The organism is Wolbachia endosymbiont (group A) of Beris morrisii (assembly GCF_964028185.1).
Taxonomy (GTDB): domain Bacteria; phylum Pseudomonadota; class Alphaproteobacteria; order Rickettsiales; family Anaplasmataceae; genus Wolbachia.
Genome location: NZ_OZ034760.1, coordinates 1,415,416 through 1,436,908, shown reverse-complemented (window position 1 = coordinate 1,436,908; position 21,493 = coordinate 1,415,416). Strand labels below are relative to the sequence as shown.

Genomic DNA, 21,493 nt, shown 5'->3' with positions numbered 1-21,493 from the left:
GCGTTTTTTAAGTCTTAAACACTGCAATTTAGCTGCTTTTAAGTGCAACTAACCTTAGCTAAAATGTTTAAGAAATTTACTAAGCAGAAAAAAAGGCAAAAGAAACCCCGTGGTAATTAGTGTTCACTCCCTAATCCTGCAAATTGGCGTACTATACTGTCTTAAACGACTTATAAGCGCGTTTCAGCTTATATAGGTAAAAACCTAGAAATATTGTGAAGACATAAGGTGCACATAGTGCAAAAAATTAAAAATAAGACGCCAACTACGTTGTTTTCTTGCTGTTTAATCTGCACAGATGAAGATAACTGAATACCTTCAGCATCATGATAAGGGGGCTGGCGGAGTTTGTCAAGTGGTTTTTGCATTATGAAAACAATTATCACAAAAATCCTATATCACCGGTCATGAATACGTTATTTGCCCATTCGATTAATAACTTACCTCCTGGTAAATCTACTGAAGTCTGTTGGGCAGTCAGATATCCACGTAGTGTGGATGCAACAAGTGCTGCACAGGCTGCACTACCGCACGATGCAGTAATGCCTGTACCTCTTTCCCAAACTCTTAAAGCTATTTCTCCAGATTTTTCAACTTGTGCAATACTAACATTAATTTTCTGAGGAAATAATGCGTGATTTTCTAGCTTTGGTCCTAAATTTCGCAATGGTATTTCACTTATGTTATCAACAAAAAAAACTATGTGAGGATTGCCAATATTTACTGCAACAGGATCTTTTAGCATTTCAAGCTCTATAGGTAAGTGAAGAGTGTCACACTCAGTAGACAAGGGAATTTCATGCCATTTTAGCAAAGGTTTACCCATGTTAACCTTTATGGATTTATCACCCACTTTAAAACACTCTAAGATGCGTTTGCTTGTTAGCTCAATAATGGAGTATTCAGCACCTTTTTCTGACATTAGCAAATATCCAACGCAACGTGCTGCATTTCCGCACATTTCAGCTTTGCTACCATCAGCATTATAGATATGCATAAAGCAATCGGCTAAACTGGAGTTTGTTATCACTATGACTTGATCGCAACCGTTTTGGTTAGCAATTTTTTTATAGTTCCAATTTAAATCATTTGCTGAACGTGAGTCTATGATAACAAAATTATTGCCAGTACCGTGCATTTTGATAAAATTTTCAGAATTTTGGCCACTCATCGTAGAAAAATATTTCTTCTACTGACCTTCTTTTTTTCTCTTTGATTTCAGCACCCTCTTCTTCGTAACCAACCGCTATCACTGACATTACGTTAAAGTCATTGGGTATATTGAACTCTTTCACTATTTTATCTCTATCAAATCCACCCATTTGATGGGCCATTAAGTTCATAGCTGCAGCTTGTAACATAAGTCCATAATTCGCTGCACCAGTGTCGTGATTAGCCCAAAGATTTTCTCCTTTACCAGATTTGCGGAAATTTTTAGCACTGAAAGATATGATTAACACTTGTGCATCTTTTGCCCATTTTTGATTAGATTCATCAAGACAACTTAGCAGCTTTTCCCATGCATTTTGATTGTTCTGTTTGTTGCATATCACATATCTCCAAGGTTCATCACCAAAACATGAGGGAGTCAGCCTTACAGCTTCCATTAAAATATCCATGTCTTCCTGAGATATTGCTCTTGTAGGATCGTATGAACGTCCGCTGTGTCTTGCTTTCATCAACGATAATAGATCTTGTTTACTTATCATTTTTAATTTAATAGTGCATAAATAATTCATTGTAGCACAATATAAACAAAATTTAAATTGCAAAACCTCTTATATATATTACATTTTATAAGTTATTTTTATTGGGAAGGTATGTTTATAACACAATCTAGCAGTAGATCAACACTGGCTGAAATATTGTCTTGCGTTTTACTTTTATTCTTGATGGCTCAAATAAGCATACCATTGCAGCCTGTGCCTATCACATTGCAAACTTTAGGAGTAATGCTTATTGGGCTTAAATTTAACCGCAGAACAGCATTCTATTCTGTGCTTACATATCTATCACTTGGTGCAATAGGATTTCCTGTTCTTGCGAATTTTTCTGGTGGTTATCACATTTTTCTCAGACCAACAGGTGGATATTTAATTGGCTGTTTAGCTGCTGTCATAGTGATGGGCGAAGTAAATGAATTACTGAACTCTAAGTATAAATCATTTGTGTGTAATTCTTTAAGTTGTCTGGCTGGTACAGTTATAATCTTTATTTGTGGTGTTAGTTGGCTTGCTGTTTACTTGGGTCTGGAACAAGCAATAATGGTGGGTGTTTTACCATTTATCCTTCCTGGTTTGGTAAAAATTTTTCTACTTGTAGCAGCTTTGCAATATTTGAAAAAATGATAAAATTTCGCCCTCATCATTTTATGTGCACCCTCGCGTTTCGGGGATATGGGTATTCTCAGGGTTTTGTAGAAAATTATAAAAAGATAGCAAGCAAAGTAATTAGTGATCCTAACACTCAAATCGAAGTAGTTGGTAACCTTGATAGTATCTGTAGTGCTTGTCCAAATCAGACTAAACAAGGTGAATGTACCACACAAGCTAAAGTTTTACAGCTAGATAGAAGGCATATGGAAATTTTAGGAATAAAAATTGGCGAGGCTTTAACTTGGAATGAGGCAATAAAAAAGATTAGAGAGAAAATGTCTTTAAAGAAATTTGATTACGCATGTGAAGGGTGCAACTGGCAGCCATATGGAATATGTAAAGATGCCCTTTTAAATTGTCATTCCTACAAAGGTAGTTGACAAAATGTTAAGATAAATTGAAGCATTTTTGTGGAAATAGACTTCTTGCATCACCTCCCAAACCACAATTGTCATTCAGTAGAAACGAAAAAACTTCCTTGACAAGCTTCGCCAGCCCCCTTATCATAAAACTGAAGCTATTGTATTTGCTTTCGCCAATCTGCAGATTAAAAGGTAAGGATTACTTAATGTATCGGCGTCTTATGTTCAATTTTTTGCAGTATATAGATACTGTATGTCTTTACAAAACTTCATCTACATCTAGATTTTTATCTAAATAAGCTGAACGCGCTTATAAAGCGTTACAAGACATCAAAAAATGCCAATACTCGACAGAGATAGTAAAAGACTAGCTAACTCGGGGATTCTTTGTCTTTTTTTCTGCTTAGTAAATTTCTTAAACATTTGCAGCGTAGGTTAGTTGCAATTAAAAGCAGCTGAATCTCGCTTGTCAAGCGTTTAAAACATAAAAAACGCCAATATTTTAAAGCGGATAATAACCCCAGGGCTTCTTTTGCCTTTTTTTTTATTTGGTAAATTTCTTAATGTTTGTAGCTAAAAGAGCCCAAGAGAGGTGTCATTCCAGTGCCCCTGTGATGTCATTCCAGTGCTTGACACTGGAATCCAGTTTTCCATATAATCTCATCGAAAACGTTGTAACCACTTTCTATGCTAGTTTGCTTGTAAACAAGCAAACTTTCCTGGATCCCAGTGTCTGGGCACTGGGATGACACCATTCTTTTTCCTGGATTCCAAACTGGGATGACAGCTAGCCTGACAATCGTCATTCCGCTACGTGTTAGCGGGATCTAGAGATACCGCGGCGGTATGACGGTTCGTGGCGGTATGACGTCTCGCTTGGGCTAACCCAGTGTTGACACTTATAGCCTTGTCATTTCAGTCTGGAATCTAGATGCAGCCACTTATTTAAAGTTAAGTTTTCTGGATCCAAGTAGTCAGCTACTTAGATAACAGGAAGAAGGTGCTGGGATGACAGGAGAAGAAGGCTACTTAGATGGCAGGGAGGGGCTACTTGAATGACGGTTCTTATCATCGGTAAACTTAGAGCTATATTAACTATTTGCCTTTTTTCTACTTAAGTTTGGGTTATGCAAGAAGTCTAATAAAGCAAAATGTAGAAGACAAAAGATAAGTGCGTTCTAAAAGGCAACACAGCATGTTCGTCCCGCTAATTAATAATATCTTTATTATTGTATGAGATAGGTAATTTAGCATTTATAAATTTGTAATGTGTTGCGCATAGCTCAAAAAAATAAGGTTTACTGGTTACACGCTGCAGCCAATGCCACAACACTAAGATCTATGTTTGTCTGCATGTTAATTTGCATTGTGATTTTATGTAGGTCTTCTGTTACCTATGCTAGTGAAAATTTGGAGATACAGAAGGCCTTTGATAGTGTTGTCAAGCATATAAAAGCTGATAAAAAATATAAAGATCTTGATGTTATTGAGAGAAAAAGTGATAAATTTAATATCAAAATTGCGCAGAATTCTGGCAAGAGTTTTGACATATACTCTACTTTAAAAAAAGCAAAAGATTCTTTTGAGTTAGGAGATAATGAGACAGCTATTTCTCTCCTTAATCAGATTATCGCAAAGTTTCCTTATCATAAAAATGCTTTAATTGGATTGGGGAACATTTATTACGTTAATAAAGAATACAAAAAAGCTGTAGAGATTTACACAAGACTGTTAAAAGAACACCCTAGTAACCCTTACATATTAAAAAATTTTCTGACGATAATCTCACAATATGATCCTGATCTGGCGTTGAGTGAAATGTTAAAATTGTATGATATACATAAAAATTATGCTCCTTTATTAGCAAATTTAGGTCTGATTTATATGAAAAAGGAGGATTATGTAAAAGGTAAGGAGTATATGACAACTGCTATTTCCCTTGATGAAAACAATATTTTTTATACCTATAATTTAGCTGTTATTCTAGATAAACTTTCAGATTTTAAAAATGCTACAATATTCTACTTAAAGTTGTTGAACATGGCTACAACTTCGAAAGATGTGAGTGAAAAAATACCTTTATACAAAGTGACAGCAAGACTAAAATTTATAAAACTCCACAGTATGCACCCAAAGATTTCATAAAAGCTTATAGCTTACCTAAATCTAATTTATCGTATCTGTTCAGGGGAGTGGCTAATGTGCAAATATTGAAGCAAAGTGCGTGACGCACAGCTGTACGAACATTTGTTTGCAAAGGTAATTTGCACAACAAATGCATAACTGTACGAACATTGTGATTTTGGCCCATCAGGAGGGTGTCATCCCAGTGCTTGACACTGGGATCCAGGAATTTTATTAAGTTGGCGAGCATAAAAATAGCTGTTTTATGTTAAAATACAACGTTTTAATGATTATGAAAAAGCTGGATTCCAGTGTCAAGCACTGGAATGACACCATTCTTTTTTCTGAATCCCAGTGTCTGGGCACTGGGATGACACCATTTATTGTAAGCTCACATTTACCCTATGATTATCTTTTTAGATCACCTTGTCTACCTATTTTGCCACTCTGCTGAACGGATACAATTTATCGCTATTTTTGTTTACAATAATAATATTGAGCTATAGAATTAGATCTAAAGGGGCAATTAGCTCAGCTGGTAGAGCATCTCGTTTACACCGAGGAGGTCGGCAGTTCAAGTCTGTCATTGCCCATTTGCTTAACTAAATGTTAGTATTATTAATTACTTCGATCAAAGTATAGAAAATGCAGGATAATATAGTACCAATCTCAATAGTAAAAGAGCTGGAAGATTCTTATCTCTCCTACGCAATGAGCGTTATCATAAGCAGGGCTATACCTGACGTGCGGGATGGATTTAAACCTGTTCATAGGCGTATATTATATGCAATGTCAAGAGCTGGATTCGATGCCGGTAAGCCATATAAAAAAGCGGCTCGTATAGTAGGGGATGTAATGGGGAAATATCACCCACATGGTGATGCAGCTATTTACGATTCCTTGGTCAGGATGGCTCAAGATTTTTCTCTTCTTTTACCACTTATTGATGGGCAAGGTAACTTTGGTTCGATAGATGGAGATCCACCAGCTTCAATGCGATACACAGAAGCAAGACTTCAAAAAGTGTCGCACTTTTTACTGAATGATATTGATGAAGATACAGTTGATTTTAGGCCAAACTACGATGGAAATGAAACAGAGCCTATTGTGCTGCCTGCAGAGTTTCCGAATCTATTGGTAAACGGTGCAAGTGGTGTTGCAGTTGGTATGGCAACCAATATTCCTTCTCATAATCTTGGAGAAATAATAGATGCTTGTATATTATATGTAGATAATCCTGAAGTTACTTTTGATGAGTTACTTGAAGTGATGCCAGGGCCGGATTTCCCAACTGGGGGAACGATTCTTGGAAGGTCTGGAATAAGATCAGCATTTGCAACGGGTCGTGGATCAATTGTTGTGCAAGGCAAGACTCACATGGAAGACCTGCCACAAGATAGGCAAGCAATAGTGATTGATGAAATACCTTACCAGGTAAATAAAGTAAAATTAATTGAGAAGATAGGTGAACTTGTAAAAGAAAAAAGAATTGATGGCATAACAGAAATTAGGGATGAGTCCGATAAGTCTGGTATTAGAGTAGTAATTGACCTCAGAAGAAATGCTGCAGCAGATTTTATACTTAATCAAATACTGGGACTCACTCCACTAAAAAGTAGTTTTAGTGTTAACACTTTAGTCCTTAACAACAACAAGCCTGCTTTGATGTCATTAAAAGAAATCATAGCTGCTTTTGTTGACTTTAGAAAAGAAGTATTAATCAGGAGAACAGAATTTCGTCTAAGAAAAACGAGGGAAAAAGCTCATATATATATAGGGCTCTACATTGCGGTCTTGAGCATAGATGAAGTGATAAAAATCATCCGTGGTGCAAAAGATCCTGCGGAAGCAAGTAGAGAACTTTTAAATAAAGAATGGAAAACTTCGAATGAAATCAACACTATTATTGAGTTGATTTCAGATAGCGCAAGCTTTTTGAAAGATGGAGTGTATAGATTAACTGAGCTACAAATTAAGGCTATCCTTGATATGAAACTGCAGCGTTTAACAGGCCTTGAAAAAGACAAATTAGAAGCTGAGCTAAGTTCAATGATCAACCTGATAAAAGAATATATCGCTTTTCTTGGCTCAGAAGAGAAGTTGATGAAGGAAATAAAAAACAATTTACAAGAAATAAAGAACAGATTTGCCGTACCACGAAAAACTGCAATAGAGGAATCAGATACGGACATTGAAGCTGAAGATCTAATTCCACAAGAGGATATGGTGATAACCGTAACTATGAATGGTTATATCAAGCGTGTGAAGCTTTCTCACTACAAAACTCAGCATCGTGGTGGAAAAGGAAAGCTAGGACAGGGGTTAAAAGAAGAGGATGTAATCACAAAATTATTTGTTGAAAATACCCACACTAGCCTTTTATTCTTTTCTAATATTGGCCGAGTTTATAGATTAAAGGTTTATAAGTTGCCTCTTGCAGAACCAACTGCACGTGGAAGAGCGCTTGTTAACATATTTCCGCTTAGCGATGGTGAAACTATAACTAATATAATGCCGTTGCCAAGTGAAAATGACGAAAATCAAAACATAGTTTTTGCTACTGCCTATGGAAACATAAGGCGTAACTCTTTAGCGGACTTTCACTATATTCCAAGCAATGGAAAAATAGCAATAAAGCTCGATGAAGGAGACAAATTAATATCGGTTAAAGTATGCAATGAAATTGATCATGTTTTACTTTCAACAACGCTTGGAAAAAGTATCAGATTTGTTGTAAGTGATGTGCGTCAATTTAAGAGTCGCAATTCAGATGGCGTAAGAGGTATCAAACTTGTAAAGAATGACAGCGTGATATCCATGACCATATTAAATGGGATAGGTGTAGCAACAGAAACAAAAGAACTTTACTTAAAAGTTCCACTTGCAAAAAGACTGGGGACTGCAATTAATAACTCCATTGATTCTAAATTGGAAAAGACTTTGAATGATTTAGGAATAGATAACGAATTATTCTTAAAACTTGCAGTGAATGAGGAGTTTATATTAACTATTACCGAAAATGGCTTTGGTAAAAGAACTTCTGCGTATGAGTATAGAATAACTAACAGGGGTGGTGTTGGTATCACCAATATTCTTACTACCAGCAGAAACGGCAATGTTGTTGCTAGTTTTCCAGTTGAGCAGGGTGATAATATCATGCTTATTACAGATAAAGGAAAGTTAATTCGTATTTCAGTAAATGATATCAGAATTGCAGGACGTAGCACTCAAGGAGTCACTCTGTTTAAAACAGAGAGTAGAGAAAAGGTGGTGTCAGTAGCGAAAATTGAAGATCCTGATTCCACTGAAGATAGTATTTCTGAAGTTGAAAACTCTATCTCTTCTCAACTGTAGTACAGGTTAAACAAAAAGCGCAAGTTTTTGTTGATTAATACGCAGTATTTAAATTAAAATATATACTTATGGCTAAGTAGAGATCGATGGACAAAAATTTAACTAAAAATAAAAAACCACTGGCAAACAAAGAGGATAAAAAAACACCTCCTGTTAAAGATCTTACTAAAAATAAGGGTAGGAGAGATTTTATAACATTAACTACGTGCGCTATGGCGGGTATAGGAGCTGCAAGTGGACTTTGGCCACTGGTTAAGTCTATGAATCCTTCTGCTGAAGTTCTAGCAACTTCCACAGTGGAGGTGAATTTGTCTGGAATTCAGGAAGGACACGGAGTAAAAGTAAAGTGGCAAGGTAAACCAGTATTCATTCGTAGACGCACAAAGCAAGAAATTGAGGTTGCAAGAGCTGTGAATGTAAAGAACTTGAGGGATCCTCAGTCAGACGAGCAAAGAGTATGCGAAGGAAAAGATGAATGGTTAATCATGATCGGAATATGTACACATCTTGGGTGTGTACCGGTTGACCATGCTACAAGAGATGGTAATGGTTGGTTCTGTCCTTGCCACGGTTCATATTATGACACATCAGGCCGAGTAATTGGGGGGCCCGCACCAAAAAATATGACTGTACCTGATTATTTTTTTCCCAGTGAGAATGTTGTGGTAATTGGCAAGAAAGCTTAACGGAACTCGTTAAAAAAAACTCACAGGATCAACATCTATTATCACTGCAATACTCGAATTCAAGTTACAATTTTTAATCCAATATTTCAGCTTTTTTTGTATGGATAGACTGTGCTTATTGTGTATTTTTAATAATACCCTATACCGATACTTATTATTTAAAAAATTTATCGCTGCTGGTGATGGGCCAAGAATTTCAAATTCCTTTTTGTCTGCACCTACATTTTCTTCCTGGATACAAGTAGTTGAGCTACTTGGATGACGGAGAAGAGATTTTACTATTTCATTCGCTGCTTTTTGTGTCGCAATCTGATTCTTACCACAAATTATAAGCGCTATTAATCTGCTAAATGGTGGCATTTTGGCTTCACGTCTTGACTTAAGTTCAATTTCATAAAATGAGTCCCTTTTTTGATGCAGCAATGCTTTTATTATTGAACTTTCAGGGTTATTGGTTTGCACTATTACCATTCCTTTTTCATTAAACCTTCCTGATCTGCCTGCAACTTGGTGCAACAATTGATACGTCTTTTCCGCTGCTCTTAAATCAGAATTTTCGAGACTCAAATCTGCATTTATTACTCCAACCAAAGTTAATTTGGGAAAATTGTGCCCTTTAGCAATTATTTGTGTGCCGATTATAATGTTCACCTCTTCTTTCAGTACCAAGTCAATTACGTTACTAACCGACTTCTGATCGCTGCTTATCATCGCAGTTTTTGCGTTTGGTATTAATTTCACCATTTCTTCAAGTAACCTTTCAATTCCTACGCCATAAAGGGACAATGACTGTTCACCTTGGCAATTAGAACATTTTTCTGGAAGTTTCAATTGATAAGAGCAATGATGGCACAAAAGAGCATTTTTTTTCTTGTGATATGTAAGCCAAACAGCACAATTTAAGCAGGAAATTTTATATCCACACTTTTTACAAACTGCCAGTTGTGCATACCCTCTGCGGTTTAGAAAAAGCATAACCTGCTGTTTTTTCTCTATGGTTTGTTTGATGCTTTCAAAAAGCTCATCGGAGATCCATTGCTTGTTGCTTCTCATATCCACTACTTTAATGAGTGGCAATTCTGCACCACCGAATCGCTTAGTTAGCTTTACATGATTGTAATTCCCGCTTTTAACATGATGAATCGTTTCAAGCAGTGGAGTAGCTGATGATAAAATAATCGGAATATTTTCAAATTTGGCTAAGATTATCGCCATATCTCGAGCATTATATATAATTCCCTGTTCTTGTTTAAAAGATGAGTCGTGCTCTTCATCAACGATAATCAATTTTAGGTTTTTATAAGGCAAAAAAAGTGCTGATCGTGCACCAATAATTATCTGCGCATTTCCACTTGCTATATTGAGCCAATTATTCCGGCGAGTTTTTGGAGTGAGCCCTGAGTGCCATTCAACTAAGTTTTTTGATATCTGACCGCGAACACGATTTACCAATTGTGAAGTTAAAACAATTTCAGGTAGGAGGATTAAAACTTGTGCATTACCTTCTCCTGATGTCATTTCAACACGTTCTGGTGTCATACTAGTACGTGGCAAAGACGGTATGCTAAATGTTACAGTGGGTTTTGCCTTGAGTACAAAGGTGTCATTCCAGTGCTTGACACTGGAATCCAGGAATTTTGATTGTAAATTAGGTATTGGTCTTAAGTTAAAATAAACATTTGTAATGAGGTTATATGGAAAACTGGATCCCAGTGTCAGGCTACTCGGATGACACCCTCTTGGTAGACCCAAATCACAATGTTTGTACAGTTGTGTTTCTGGGCACTGAGATGGTAAAGTCTGAGCAGCATTTGGAACGGCAGTGTAATTCTTAATCAATTGTGCAATCACAGACAAATAAACTTCTGTTTTTCCAGATCCTGTCTCACCGTCAAGCAAAGTCACTGAATATTCGTTCAAATTGCTTATTATTTCATCACTAGCTACCTGCTGTTCAGGGCTTAATTGGCAACTTATTTCACTTATTTCCTGCTTCTGCTTAGCACAAATCAATTTGTCTATTTGGTTTACTTTTAACACTCCTCCCATTATCACTTTGACAAGCATACCAATAGGTATTAAGTTGTATTGCGCAACCCACTCTGCAAACGCAATCAATTTTGGTCTAATATTTGGTAAATCGATTTTTTGCTCAATAAATTTTAATTCTCGGTTACTTTTATCACTGTATTTCCAAACTATTCCGATTAAGCGTTTTTTGCCGAATGGCACCACTACGTAATCTCCAAGTAAAATCTCAGTATTTTCCTCAATTGCATATGAAAATAACTGATCAATTGGAAGTGGTAGTAATACGTCAACTGTTCTTGCCATAGTGATTGAGTTTAGCATTGTTTTAAGGATTTGTTTGCTTGATTTTTGTGGGTTAAACTGGTATTATGTAAGTTTATTTGGCTAGGATGGTAAATATGCAAGAGGCTCATATACAGAAACTAATAGAATTTTCTGAACTTCATAAGAACTTTATGCAGAACAGAAGACCAAGCGAGTCGGGAAAACAATTATTTGAGATAAGTGAGGAATTTAAAAGGGAACACCCTGAAGTTAGATTGAATGTACGCAGTAATGTGATTGATAAGAGAACTTTTGCTTCACACGGTACCAATGCTTGGGCATTTTTTTCAGCATTTGCTTTTACAAATGGCCAATTACTACCAAAAAATGAAATGAAAGTAAGGGGAATACCTGTTGTTGTAGGCGAATTGATATATGAGAAAAATAGATATAGTCCAGGTTCCCATTATCCAAACACAGTGAGCCAAAATAGTGTGTCAACAGTTGGGCTTAATAATGAAAGCTCGCATTTGTTTAACACATTTCGCTACGCAGAAATGGCAATGCAGAAACACAGTTATAACTATAATAGTTTTTGTGAAACATACCTTAAAAAATATCATAAACAAAGTGTAGATAAAAGTGTTATGGAAAAAGCTAATAAGCTTTTGAAAGATGATGGATCTATGGAAGAAGCATATGATAGATTATCTACTATTCCAATAGTAGTTTTAGGAGATGGAATTGGAGGAGTATTTATAGGTGGAGGTAGGTATGGAATTCCTAACGAATACTTATGTGAAAGATTTAACATTAGAGTTATTATAGTGGCTGAAGAAGATAAAGAGTATATCAGAAATTTGATTAATAAAATCAATCCAAAAATAGCTGAAGGTATAATGTACCTAGCTATCAAAGAGGTTATGGAGCTTGAAGTTGAGCGTATTAAAACAGCCCCTAATAAGTTCTGCATGCGAGAGATCTTTCTAGGTGGAAAGCACATCTCTGTTCCATTTGATTTTAAAGATAGCTTTGTGAGTGATTTCGAAAGGGAACTTAAAGGTAAATTAACTTTCAGTTTTTCTGATCGGTTTAATGTGTGCAAAATAGAAAAGAAAAAGCTAGTAAAAAGAACGATAAAAGGTAGACCCGAAATATCTAATGCCACTATAACTTACTATCAAAATCCAGATCTAACTTCAGAAACAATAATTGATGATGTAGATTACAGTGTAGTGTTTACCGAATCATTTCAATCAAAAGTGGGTAGCAATGTGGCTATTAACTGTGATAATGAGCAAATTTTAGAACAACCGACTGCAAGCAATGTCACTACACAACCATTTACCCCAACTTCTGCACAACAGAAGCAACCAGTAAATGGTGGCCTACAAACGGTTACAGGCAGTGCAGTTCCATTGCAGCAAACACCTGTCAGTAATGGAACTAATAATAATCTACAGCCAAAAAAGCAAGATAATCAGCCACCTGTAGTAGACAATAAAATACATGATTCCTTACAAAAACAAGCTTCAGGAATTTCCCCAAGAGTTATAGGCTTAGCATTATTATTTGGTGCTGTAGGAGCCACACTAGCTGCAATAGGAATTATACCTGAGATTGTTGCTATTGGAGTAGTTGCAACTGCTGTATTATTAGGAATTGCAGGTGCAGCATTAGGTGGTATAGTAGGGTATCTTACAGACATAACAGTAAACAAATGTTGTAATAGTGAAGCTGTTATGAAAGCTGCGTAACTAATGTCGTTCGAATAGCTCGTCTAGACATGTTTTTTCTGGGTTCTAGTATTGTGTGCACAACTGCATGAACATTGCGATTTGAGAGCAACTTTCACTAGGAAGGGTGTCATAGGCACTGGCATCCAGGTTGTGAGCAAGCAAACTGATTTGGTGAGCGTAAAAAGTAGCTAATCTGTACTAAATAAATGTTTTTGATGAGGTTGCATAGAAAGCTGGATTCCAGCGTCACGCACTGGAATGACACCATTTGCTGTGTGAATTACCTTAACAAAAGCAAATGTTCATACAGTTGTACATTATGCACTGAAATGACAGATTGCAATTACCTTACCTAGGTGCACAAAAAAATCTTAACATTTAACACATTTTTCATAGTACAGACCGTATGATTGATAAATATTAAAATAATTAATACAATATTTGGAGCTACCAATGGTCAACGATAAGATTACTTTGAACTTTGAGATAGAAAAAGGCGAACCTATAGATCGATACTACTTTTCTGCACGTATAAAGCTTACAGATGAAAGCAAAAATCTTTTGCGTGAGAAACTTGGCAGTACAATTCAATTCGATAATCTAGATGATCACTTCAATCTTAACCATGAGAATTTTTATATCTACTACAATAAATATAGTGAGCACAATGGTAGAAGCGAGCTATACGTTAGGGATGATAACGGTAGATATTTAACTTCCAATCTTCCACTTAATCACTATGGATTCTCAATGGAACTATCATCTGATGGGGCGTCAATAGCAGATTATGGTTTTTATCCTCTGTATGCAATCTATAACCCAAATCACTATGATAAAGCAAAGGAAAAAGTATTTGATGATCACGGTGAATTGTCACCAATTGCATCAAATGTGTTAGATAATTTTTTAAGCAACACAAATAGCTTAACCACACAAGAGATGTTTTTACAGTTGCAAAATAAAGCTACTGAAAAAGAGGAGAAATTGATAAGAGAGAAAAGACAAGCAGAGGAAGAATTAGATCAAAAGAATGAGGAATTAAAGGAGTTCATAGAAAAAGGTGAAATTACCTTGTTTAAAGTGGTAAAAGGTAATGACGTAGGTAACGGGCGTTCAGCAGTAGTTTTACAGTTTACTGCAGAAGGTAAGGGGACAAATGAAATTACCCTTGATTCCGAAAAATTCTATATAGCAGATTATGAAGATAGTGAATTCTTGCATTGTGTTAGTTCTGATTATGACATGCTACTTGATTATGAAAATTTATTCTTTGTGCTCAATAAAAGCTTCTACTCAGACTTTGAAAGTGGGTTTTATTCAGCAGACAGCACTGATCCCTATAATTACGCTAAATATTCAAAAGAACCATATTTGAGTGGTGATCAGCTATCTGAAAAATTATCTAATGAGTTGGAGGAAGATAGTAATCAGATAGGTACTGAATTTACAATTGATGATGAACAAATAGACGAAGAAGTTGTGGTAGGAAATGAAATTAAATCTAGGAAGAAAAGGGTAGTTGATGAGGATAGTAAGAAAAACGTTATAGAAGATGTAAATAAGGCAGATGAAAACGGTGCAACACTTTTGCACTCTGCTGCTTCATTGGGAGATTTAAGTAAGATAGTAACGCTTATAGAACACAATGCGTATATTGATGCAAGAGACCATAACGGACAAACGCCACTACATTATGCTATTCAGTCAGGAAATACGGAAGTAGCAAAATACCTTATTGATAATGGTGCGAACCTTAATATTCAGGACAATTATTATCAGAAAACTAATACTCAATATGTTTATTACAAAACACCTTTACACTATGCTGTTGAATCTGGAGATACAGAGATAGCTAAATACTTAGTAGATCATGGTGCAAATCCTAATATTCAGGATGCTTATTCCAGAACGCCACTACAAAGTGCTATTTATTCAGATAATACAGAAATAGTGGAATATCTGTTAGATCATAATGCAGATCCTAATAGTAAAGGTTATACTCCTCTATTGTTTACTGCTGTTAAGCTAGGACATACAGAAATAGTTAAGAATTTAGTTGAACATGGTGCAGATCTTAATGTCAAAAACACCTCTGCTCAAACACTACTACATTATGCTATTGAACTAAAACATACAGAGATAGCTAAATACTTAATAGATCACAATGTAGACATTAATACTCGTGATATTAGCTCTGGCAAACCTCCACTACATTTTGCCATGAGCATAAAAAATACAGAGGTAGCAAATTACCTAATAGAGCATGGTGCAGATGTTAATGTTAAAGATAGTTACGGTTTAGCACCTTTACACTTTGCTGTTAATTTAGGAAATCAAGAGATATTAGAATATTTAATAAAGAATAATGCAAATATTGATGTTCGAGATAGTGAAGGCTGGACACCACTTATTCATGCAGTAAGGCATGGGCAATTGGACAAAGTAAAGTACCTGATAAAGAATGGAGCTGATGTTGATATTCATGGTAATGAAGGATGGACGCTATTTGAGCATGCTGAACAATGGATAGATGATAGAAGAATATTAAAGGATGTAATCAATAGTGATAGAAAATATGCAGATGCTGCAAGTTGGGAAAAGACTGGAAAAGATATGCTTGATTACCTTAAGGGAGTCACAAAAAATACTATACAGGAAGAAGAATCTAACTATATAGATCAAATGCAAGCGGATGATAGCAGCAGTTATGTTGAAGATCAACCAGCTTCGCAAAGCAATCGTGACGGTTATGCTGACATGGAAAAAGCCCTGCAGGAGAAATTGCATGGAGATGAAATACGCAAGCAAAGTAATGAGAAAGCTCAAAAAGATATGGAAACAAGAAAAGTCACTGTGGAAACTGAAAGTAGCAATAATAAAATTGAAAAACAAGCAAAACCAATAGAAGACGAACAAGAAACTGTTATGGCAAGTGTGATAGAAAATATGGATAAAAATTCTGATATTGAAGCAGAAATTTCTAACAGTGTTGCAAATTCACAATATCCCTTAAAAATAAGGACAGGAAGTCCTCTTGAAGTGGGAAAGTATAAGGTGGAGCTGCAAGTGACATATGATGATATAAAGAATTTTTATGATACCGTACGTGGCAAGTACCATGACGGCAGTGGATATAACCGTGAGCAAGTAATGGTTTTATATAATGAAATTGTTAGGCCCGCTCACAATCATCGTTACGAGCAATTTACTCTTGATGAAGCACATGTTGCTAATGATCACCTATTTATCAAGGGTCAGGATTTTGGAACTCTACATGATTTCAATGAGATGTTCTATAAAAGTGATGAATTGATTTGATCAATATTAGCGCAATAAATTAATTTTAGTGAGATTTTTATTAAAATATTAATTGTCCAATGGTATAAATTATTGTAATATTAGCTAATACAGTTAATATTTTAAAATAATTAATATGCCAAGATACGTTAAGAAATATATTAATAGTATTACTGAGTCTAATATATTAAAAGTTTATACTTCCGAAGATAACTCTCAAATTAAAGTATTTTTCAAAATTGCAAATGAAGAAATTGATAGAATTTTTTCAGGGCAAGAAGTAGTGAAATTTTTAAATCAAACTACCAATATAAGAGATCATGAAAACAAATCTGCCATTAGTAAAAATGTGGAACAAGGCATCATTAGAGATGTAGAAGGTATACATAGAGAGAATGGTAGATATGTATATAAATCGGATTTATTAGCTGAAGAACAGTACAGAGAGCTATTTGATAGCAGGCAAGCTATAAAATTTAATTTGAATGACTTTATGTCAGATAGCATATCAAAAATTGTACACTTAAGAAGTAGATTTGAAGGAATTTTGGGTTTTGATCCCGAAGAAGGCCTATGTCAGCCATTAATTTATTTTATTACTCTTTTAGGATTAAAGAGTAGGGAAGACTTTGCTAAACTTCTCAAGTCTGGTGATGTTGTGTCTGAACAAGATTTTATAGCTTATGTTGATGGAAGAAAAGAACAAACGACCGGATTATTAGCAACGCAGATCTTGCTACAATTCTTACCTATTCTTCATATTCAGAGCATTGAGAGACGTGAGGGAGATCAATTTTATGACAAGACAATATATGAACAAGAGTGTAATGATTTATCGTCAACAGAAGTATGGATCCATATTAATCAAGAAAAAGTTAAGTGTGCTTTGGATAATGTAGAGATAGAATGCTGCTTAGAATTTAATTTCTCCTGTTATACTTGTAATGAAGGAGATAGTGATGATGATGACGAGAATATTGCACATTCTATGTTGGTATATAAAGCAGAGAATGGTAAATACATATTTTTTGACCCTAATAGAGGAGCAGTTGGCTTTTGTCCTAATACAGGAGTTGCTAATTTTACATCAGAGGAGGTTTGTAGGGCAGTGGAACTGGCTGTAAATTTTTATTCATATAATATGTATATTGAAAATTCTCCAGATTATTGTGAAATTTACGTTACGCTTAGAAACGCAACATTAATGTTAAGGAAAGCTGAGGAACTTTATGAAACAAGAGAGAGAACAAATTCAAAAATAGTTGATATATCAGTTGATAACAATACTGGTAAATTGTTGCTTACACCTATAAATCTATAGAGATATACAATTGCCATAAAGATTTATGTATATGCCTTTATCTTTAAGATCGTTTATCAAGTATAGACATCAGCTCGTCCCATTCTCTTTTACCAATATTACTTTCTTCTCTAGTAACGGTTTCCCCTTTAATTAATTTACGAATTATGTCTAAACCAGTTCTTGAAATACAGGCTGATTCTAGGCAATATTCAACAAAGGCATTGTAGGCCAATGGGACCCATTTTTTTATTATATCCAACATAACTTCTGCATAAACTCTGATTTCATATTGGGCGTGCTTATCAGCTCTAAGCTTCAAAAAATGAAAAAGGTTATGTAGATCTATTTTCCAATAAAATTGCGTGTAGTAATTAAGCGTTAGGTTAGTTCGGGCAATTTCTCTTGCAAGCCCCTGCTCAATAAATTTTTCATAATGAAAATATACTAAATTAGAGTCATTTGTTAGAGAATCTATTATTTCCTTTGAGGTATCTGGATCAAAAGCTTCCCCACTACCTTGTTTATTATTGTCAGATTGTTTTGCAACTTGTTCTGGTTTAGGTGTATAAAATTCATTATCAAGTATTGAATACCTTGCTGAATATTCATTCACATTTGCAGTTCTATGCCTTATCCATTGCCTTGCAACAAAAATTGGAAGTTTCACGTGAAACTTAATTTCACACATTTCAAATGGAGTTGTATGATGATGTCTCATTAAATACTTTATAAGTGCTTCATCCTGACTTATCTGTTTTGTTCCCTTGCCATAAGAAACACGAGCAGCTTGAACTATGCTACTGTCAGAGCCCATATAATCCACTACTCGAATAAATCCATGGTCTAATACCTTATGTTCTTCATATAAGATTCCATCTATTTCTTTTACTGTAGTTCGTTTGGTTGCTTCATTCATAAAATATCCTCAAGATGAAATGGAGATATCAGCTCCACATGAATTGAGTTTTTCATGCATTGCTTCATATCCTCTCCATAAATGATGTGAATTGTTTATTATAGTTTCTCCACCGGCTACCAAAGAAGCAAGCACCAAAGCTGCTGTTGATCTTAAGTCAGTAGCATATAGATTAGCTCCAGATAAGCTTTTTATTCCACTTATAGTAGCTTTGCTTTTCTCGATGCTGATATTAGCACCTAACTTTCTCAATTCATCTGCATGTGCAAATCTGTTTTCAAAAACGTTCTCTTCAATTACTGATATCCCATCAGCGATGCACATTGCAGACATCAGTTGTGGTTGCATATCACTGGGAAAGTTGGGGTATGGATCTGTTGCAATGTTAGCAGACCTAATAGAGCAATTTTTTCTGGAAATCATAACCCCCTCATTATATAGTTCAACATTAGCCCCTATAGCTTTCAATTCATTCACAATACATCTTATATCAGATAGACTTATTCCTTCTAACTCCAACTTACCACCGGTTATTATAGCAGCTAGTGCATAGGTGCCTGCTTCTATGCGATCTGGTATTATTTTATGAATACATCCATTTAATGCTTCAACTCCTGTTATTGTGATCCTTGTATCACTAATCTCAATATTAGCACCCATTTTCTTTAGGAACTCTATTAAATCAAGAACTTCCGGCTCCGTTGCAGCATTGTTTATTATTGTCACTCCTTCTGCAAGTGTTGCTGCCATTATTATGTTTTCTGTTGCGCCAACACTTATTTTCTCAAATGTGATTTCTTTTCCTTGTAGCTTTCCTTTCACTGTTGCAATTATATTACAGCCTTCAACTTTAATTTTAGCTCCCATTTCTTCTAATGCTTTGATATGCATATCAACGGGACGCTTTCCGATATTGCATCCACCAGGAAAGACTGTTGTGATTTTACCAAATCTACTGAGAATTGGAACTAGCATTAAAAAAGATGCTCGCAGCTTACTTGCAGTTTCATGTGACATTACGTGATGGTTGATATTACCGCAGTCAATTTCCAAAGTATGATTTGCTTTATAATCTTTATTACATGTAAAGTTCACTTTCGCTCCAAGACTCTCAAGCAGCTTAGACATTAGATGCACATCAATTAAATCAGGTACATTATGCAAAATCACCGGGAAGCTACTCAATAGACTTGCTGCCATTATCGGTAAAATAGCATTCTTTGAACCATTAATCTTGATTTTTCCGACCAGGGATTTGTAGTTATTTCTTATTAATATCTTGTGCATTTAATTAGATATAAAGTATATATTCATTAATTTATTGAAGTCTTACTAAGTATAATAGATTGACCGTAAAAGGCAAAAATTTGCTTTTTCTCCCTCCGTCATCCAAGTAGCGTGACACCATTGTTTTCTTTCTTAGCCAATTATTGATACCTTACGTTTATTTTATCCTTAAGAGGTTTAATTATAATTTTTTCCAAAGATGAGTGATGCATTAGTGCCACCAAAACCAAACGAATTAGAAAGTGCATATTGAATTTTATGCTCTTGAGCTTTAAGTGGTACAAAATTTAAATCACATCCTTCTGAAGGTTTATGTAAATTTAAGGTTGGCGGAATAATTCCATTATTTAACGCAAGAATACTAAATATTGCTTCAACGCTCCCTGCAGCACCAAGTAAATGTCCTATAGAAGATTTAGTTGAAGAAACAGGTATTTTATAAACGTAGTCACCGAATAACTGTTTCATTGCTATTACTTCAATTTTATCTCCAAGTGGTGTTGAAGTTCCATGTGCATTAATATACCCTACTTGATTGGGATTAATTTGTGCGCTCTTTAAAGCAAGCTGCATTGCCTTAAATGCGCCTCTTCCTTCTGGATGTGGTGCTGTAATGTGGTGTGCATCCCCTGTCAGTCCGTACCCAACCAGTTCAGCATGTATTTTTGCCCCCCTTTTTTTTGCATGTTCGTATTCCTCCAGCACCAATATACCTGCTCCTTCACCCATAACAAAACCATCGCGTTCTGCATCCCATGGTCTTGAAGCTTCTTTGGGTTTATCATTGAATTTAGTTGATAACGCCTTCATAGATGCAAAACCTGCAATTCCAACTCTACACAGTGCACTTTCTGCTCCACCTGCAATCATAACATCCGCTTCACCAAGTTTTATAGTTCTTGCTGAGTTTATGATTGCATGCGCACCTGTTGCACATGCGGTTACTGCTGAATCGTTTGGACCTGTAAATTCGTATTTAATAGAAATATGGCCAGATATCAAATTTATTAGACTTGCAGGGACAAAAAATGGACTGACACGTCTGGGCCCTTTTTCCTGCATGGTAATAACATTTTCCTGAATTGACGGAAGACCACCTATACCAGAGCCAATAGTTACGCCAACACGTTCTCTATCTACTTTTGAATCTTCTAAAGATGAATCTTCCACAGCTTGAATCGCTGCTGCAATGCCGTAATGAATAAAACGATCCGTTCTTTTTAGATCTTTTTCAAAAATATAACCTACAGGATTAAAGTAATTCTCAATGTTATCGGATTGCACAGGCACCTGCCCTGCAACCTTGCAAGCAAGATCAGAAGAGTCAAATCTATCTGTATTGATTGCTTTTATGCCAGACTCGCCTTTTATCAGCCTTGACCAAGTGTTGTCAACATCTGCCGCTAGTGGAGTGATTAAACCAACACCAGTGACTACTACTCTTCTGCTCATTTAACACTAACTATTAGCCTTTTTTACTATTAATGTACTCAACTATTTGCTCCATAGTTTCCATTTTTTGTGCGTCTTCATCTGGGATTTCTATCCCGAACTCTTCTTCTGCCGCCATGATGATTTCAACTGCATCTAAACTGTCTGCACCATGCTCCGAAAGCTTTGAAGAGCTGTTGAATTTCTCTACATCCTTACTAATGTGCTCTAGTATAATCTTTTTCACTTTCTCTTCTATGTCTTCTCTAGTGCTCTTTGCTAGTTCGCTATTCACATTTCTTACCAAAAAAATAACCTATTCTT

18 protein-coding genes and 1 tRNA gene are annotated in these 21,493 nt (G+C 35.5%); 10 read left to right on the top strand and 9 right to left on the bottom strand.

The window, feature by feature from the left end; all coding sequences use genetic code 11:
• Nucleotides 1–382 precede the first annotated feature (382 nt).
• Nucleotides 383–1,171, bottom strand: a complete 789-nt coding sequence (gene dapF, locus ABWU69_RS07635) for a diaminopimelate epimerase (protein WP_265034706.1) — start codon at nt 1,169–1,171, stop codon at nt 383–385.
• Nucleotides 1,152–1,739 (bottom strand): nitroreductase family protein, encoded by a 588-nt coding sequence (locus tag ABWU69_RS07630; RefSeq protein WP_341818888.1) that lies wholly within the window; start codon nt 1,737–1,739, stop codon nt 1,152–1,154. The genes dapF and ABWU69_RS07630 overlap by 20 nt, the downstream gene beginning before the upstream one ends.
• Nucleotides 1,740–1,820: 81 nt before the next feature.
• On the opposite strand from ABWU69_RS07630, the gene ABWU69_RS07625 reads away from it, so the two are divergent.
• Nucleotides 1,821–2,348, top strand: a complete 528-nt coding sequence (locus tag ABWU69_RS07625; protein WP_265034704.1) for a biotin transporter BioY — start codon at nt 1,821–1,823, stop codon at nt 2,346–2,348.
• The gene (locus ABWU69_RS07620) at nt 2,345–2,755 is read left to right on the top strand and encodes a DUF1284 domain-containing protein (RefSeq protein ID WP_353285146.1); all 411 of its coding nucleotides are present in this window, start codon (nt 2,345–2,347) and stop codon (nt 2,753–2,755) included. Before ABWU69_RS07625 ends, ABWU69_RS07620 begins: the two co-directional genes overlap by 4 nt.
• A 599-nt stretch (nt 2,756–3,354) precedes the next feature.
• Here the strand turns inward: ABWU69_RS07620 and ABWU69_RS07615 are convergent.
• The gene (locus ABWU69_RS07615; protein ID WP_265034466.1) at nt 3,355–3,543 is read right to left on the bottom strand and encodes a hypothetical protein; all 189 of its coding nucleotides are present in this window, start codon (nt 3,541–3,543) and stop codon (nt 3,355–3,357) included.
• A gap of 463 nt (nt 3,544–4,006) precedes the next feature.
• Here ABWU69_RS07615 and ABWU69_RS07610 point away from each other — a divergent pair, with 463 nt between their 5' ends.
• The gene (locus ABWU69_RS07610; protein ID WP_353285145.1) at nt 4,007–4,882 is read left to right on the top strand and encodes a tetratricopeptide repeat protein; all 876 of its coding nucleotides are present in this window, start codon (nt 4,007–4,009) and stop codon (nt 4,880–4,882) included.
• Nucleotides 4,883–4,886: 4 nt separating this feature from the next.
• Here ABWU69_RS07610 and ABWU69_RS07605 read toward each other — a convergent pair whose 3' ends face one another.
• Nucleotides 4,887–5,111 (bottom strand): hypothetical protein, encoded by a 225-nt coding sequence (locus tag ABWU69_RS07605; RefSeq protein WP_265034702.1) that lies wholly within the window; start codon nt 5,109–5,111, stop codon nt 4,887–4,889.
• Nucleotides 5,112–5,126: 15 nt separating this feature from the next.
• On the opposite strand from ABWU69_RS07605, the gene ABWU69_RS07600 reads away from it, so the two are divergent.
• The 4 genes from ABWU69_RS07600 (at nt 5,127) to petA (ending at nt 8,901) form a co-directional block, all read left to right on the top strand.
• Complete coding sequence (locus tag ABWU69_RS07600; protein ID WP_341812819.1) at nt 5,127–5,315, top strand: hypothetical protein; 189 nt, start codon at nt 5,127–5,129, stop codon at nt 5,313–5,315.
• A 66-nt stretch (nt 5,316–5,381) separates the two neighbouring features.
• Nucleotides 5,382–5,454, top strand: a tRNA-Val gene (locus ABWU69_RS07595).
• Between the two features lie 52 nt (nt 5,455–5,506).
• Nucleotides 5,507–8,215, top strand: coding sequence for a DNA gyrase subunit A (gyrA, locus tag ABWU69_RS07590; protein WP_265034700.1), 2,709 nt, complete (start codon nt 5,507–5,509; stop codon nt 8,213–8,215).
• A gap of 86 nt (nt 8,216–8,301) precedes the next feature.
• Entirely contained in the window at nt 8,302–8,901 is a 600-nt protein-coding gene (petA, locus tag ABWU69_RS07585) for a ubiquinol-cytochrome c reductase iron-sulfur subunit (RefSeq protein ID WP_265034699.1), read from the top strand.
• A gap of 9 nt (nt 8,902–8,910) precedes the next feature.
• On the opposite strand, the gene priA is transcribed toward petA, so the two are convergent.
• Nucleotides 8,911–11,253, bottom strand: coding sequence for a primosomal protein N' (priA, locus tag ABWU69_RS07580; RefSeq protein ID WP_353285144.1), 2,343 nt, complete (start codon nt 11,251–11,253; stop codon nt 8,911–8,913).
• A 77-nt stretch (nt 11,254–11,330) separates the two neighbouring features.
• Between priA and ABWU69_RS07575 the strand changes: the two genes are divergently transcribed.
• The 3 genes from ABWU69_RS07575 (at nt 11,331) to ABWU69_RS07565 (ending at nt 17,553) form a co-directional block, all read left to right on the top strand.
• The gene (locus tag ABWU69_RS07575; protein ID WP_353285143.1) at nt 11,331–12,953 is read left to right on the top strand and encodes a hypothetical protein; all 1,623 of its coding nucleotides are present in this window, start codon (nt 11,331–11,333) and stop codon (nt 12,951–12,953) included.
• 435 nt (nt 12,954–13,388) lie between these two features.
• Nucleotides 13,389–16,253 carry an ankyrin repeat domain-containing protein gene (locus ABWU69_RS07570; protein ID WP_353285142.1) on the top strand — a complete coding sequence of 955 codons (2,865 nt, stop codon included), beginning with the start codon at nt 13,389–13,391 and terminating at the stop codon, nt 16,251–16,253.
• Between the two features lie 115 nt (nt 16,254–16,368).
• Nucleotides 16,369–17,553 (top strand): hypothetical protein, encoded by a 1,185-nt coding sequence (locus ABWU69_RS07565; protein WP_353285141.1) that lies wholly within the window; start codon nt 16,369–16,371, stop codon nt 17,551–17,553.
• 43 nt (nt 17,554–17,596) lie between these two features.
• Here ABWU69_RS07565 and thyX read toward each other — a convergent pair whose 3' ends face one another.
• The 4 genes from thyX to acpP all read right to left on the bottom strand — a co-directional run bounded on the left by thyX (nt 17,597) and on the right by acpP (nt 21,464).
• On the bottom strand, nt 17,597–18,451 hold the full coding sequence (gene thyX, locus ABWU69_RS07560) for an FAD-dependent thymidylate synthase (protein WP_265026242.1): 855 nt from the start codon (nt 18,449–18,451) through the stop codon (nt 17,597–17,599).
• A 9-nt stretch (nt 18,452–18,460) separates the two neighbouring features.
• Complete coding sequence (murA, locus tag ABWU69_RS07555) at nt 18,461–19,738, bottom strand: UDP-N-acetylglucosamine 1-carboxyvinyltransferase (protein WP_353285140.1); 1,278 nt, start codon at nt 19,736–19,738, stop codon at nt 18,461–18,463.
• A gap of 177 nt (nt 19,739–19,915) precedes the next feature.
• A complete protein-coding gene (gene fabF / locus ABWU69_RS07550; RefSeq protein WP_265026240.1) occupies nt 19,916–21,190 on the bottom strand; it encodes a beta-ketoacyl-ACP synthase II in 1,275 nt (424 codons plus the stop codon).
• A 13-nt stretch (nt 21,191–21,203) separates the two neighbouring features.
• A complete protein-coding gene (acpP, locus tag ABWU69_RS07545) occupies nt 21,204–21,464 on the bottom strand; it encodes an acyl carrier protein (protein ID WP_341811841.1) in 261 nt (86 codons plus the stop codon).
• Nucleotides 21,465–21,493: the final 29 nt, after the last annotated feature.

Excerpts from the sequence above, each read along its gene's own strand:
- dapF (WP_265034706.1), bottom strand. The coding sequence starts at position 1,171 with ATGAGTGGCCAAAATTCTGAAAATTTTATCAAAATGCACGGTACTGGC.
- ABWU69_RS07630 (WP_341818888.1), bottom strand. The coding sequence starts at position 1,739 with ATGAATTATTTATGCACTATTAAATTAAAAATGATAAGTAAACAAGAT.
- ABWU69_RS07625 (WP_265034704.1), top strand. The coding sequence starts at position 1,821 with ATGTTTATAACACAATCTAGCAGTAGATCAACACTGGCTGAAATATTG.
- ABWU69_RS07620 (WP_353285146.1), top strand. The coding sequence starts at position 2,345 with ATGATAAAATTTCGCCCTCATCATTTTATGTGCACCCTCGCGTTTCGG.
- ABWU69_RS07615 (WP_265034466.1), bottom strand. The coding sequence starts at position 3,543 with ATGACGATTGTCAGGCTAGCTGTCATCCCAGTTTGGAATCCAGGAAAA.
- ABWU69_RS07605 (WP_265034702.1), bottom strand. The coding sequence starts at position 5,111 with ATGCTCGCCAACTTAATAAAATTCCTGGATCCCAGTGTCAAGCACTGG.
- ABWU69_RS07600 (WP_341812819.1), top strand. The coding sequence starts at position 5,127 with ATGTTAAAATACAACGTTTTAATGATTATGAAAAAGCTGGATTCCAGT.
- gyrA (WP_265034700.1), top strand. The coding sequence starts at position 5,507 with ATGCAGGATAATATAGTACCAATCTCAATAGTAAAAGAGCTGGAAGAT.
- petA (WP_265034699.1), top strand. The coding sequence starts at position 8,302 with ATGGACAAAAATTTAACTAAAAATAAAAAACCACTGGCAAACAAAGAG.
- priA (WP_353285144.1), bottom strand. The coding sequence starts at position 11,253 with ATGCTAAACTCAATCACTATGGCAAGAACAGTTGACGTATTACTACCA.
- ABWU69_RS07575 (WP_353285143.1), top strand. The coding sequence starts at position 11,331 with ATGCAAGAGGCTCATATACAGAAACTAATAGAATTTTCTGAACTTCAT.
- ABWU69_RS07570 (WP_353285142.1), top strand. The coding sequence starts at position 13,389 with ATGGTCAACGATAAGATTACTTTGAACTTTGAGATAGAAAAAGGCGAA.
- ABWU69_RS07565 (WP_353285141.1), top strand. The coding sequence starts at position 16,369 with ATGCCAAGATACGTTAAGAAATATATTAATAGTATTACTGAGTCTAAT.
- thyX (WP_265026242.1), bottom strand. The coding sequence starts at position 18,451 with ATGAATGAAGCAACCAAACGAACTACAGTAAAAGAAATAGATGGAATC.
- murA (WP_353285140.1), bottom strand. The coding sequence starts at position 19,738 with ATGCACAAGATATTAATAAGAAATAACTACAAATCCCTGGTCGGAAAA.
- fabF (WP_265026240.1), bottom strand. The coding sequence starts at position 21,190 with ATGAGCAGAAGAGTAGTAGTCACTGGTGTTGGTTTAATCACTCCACTA.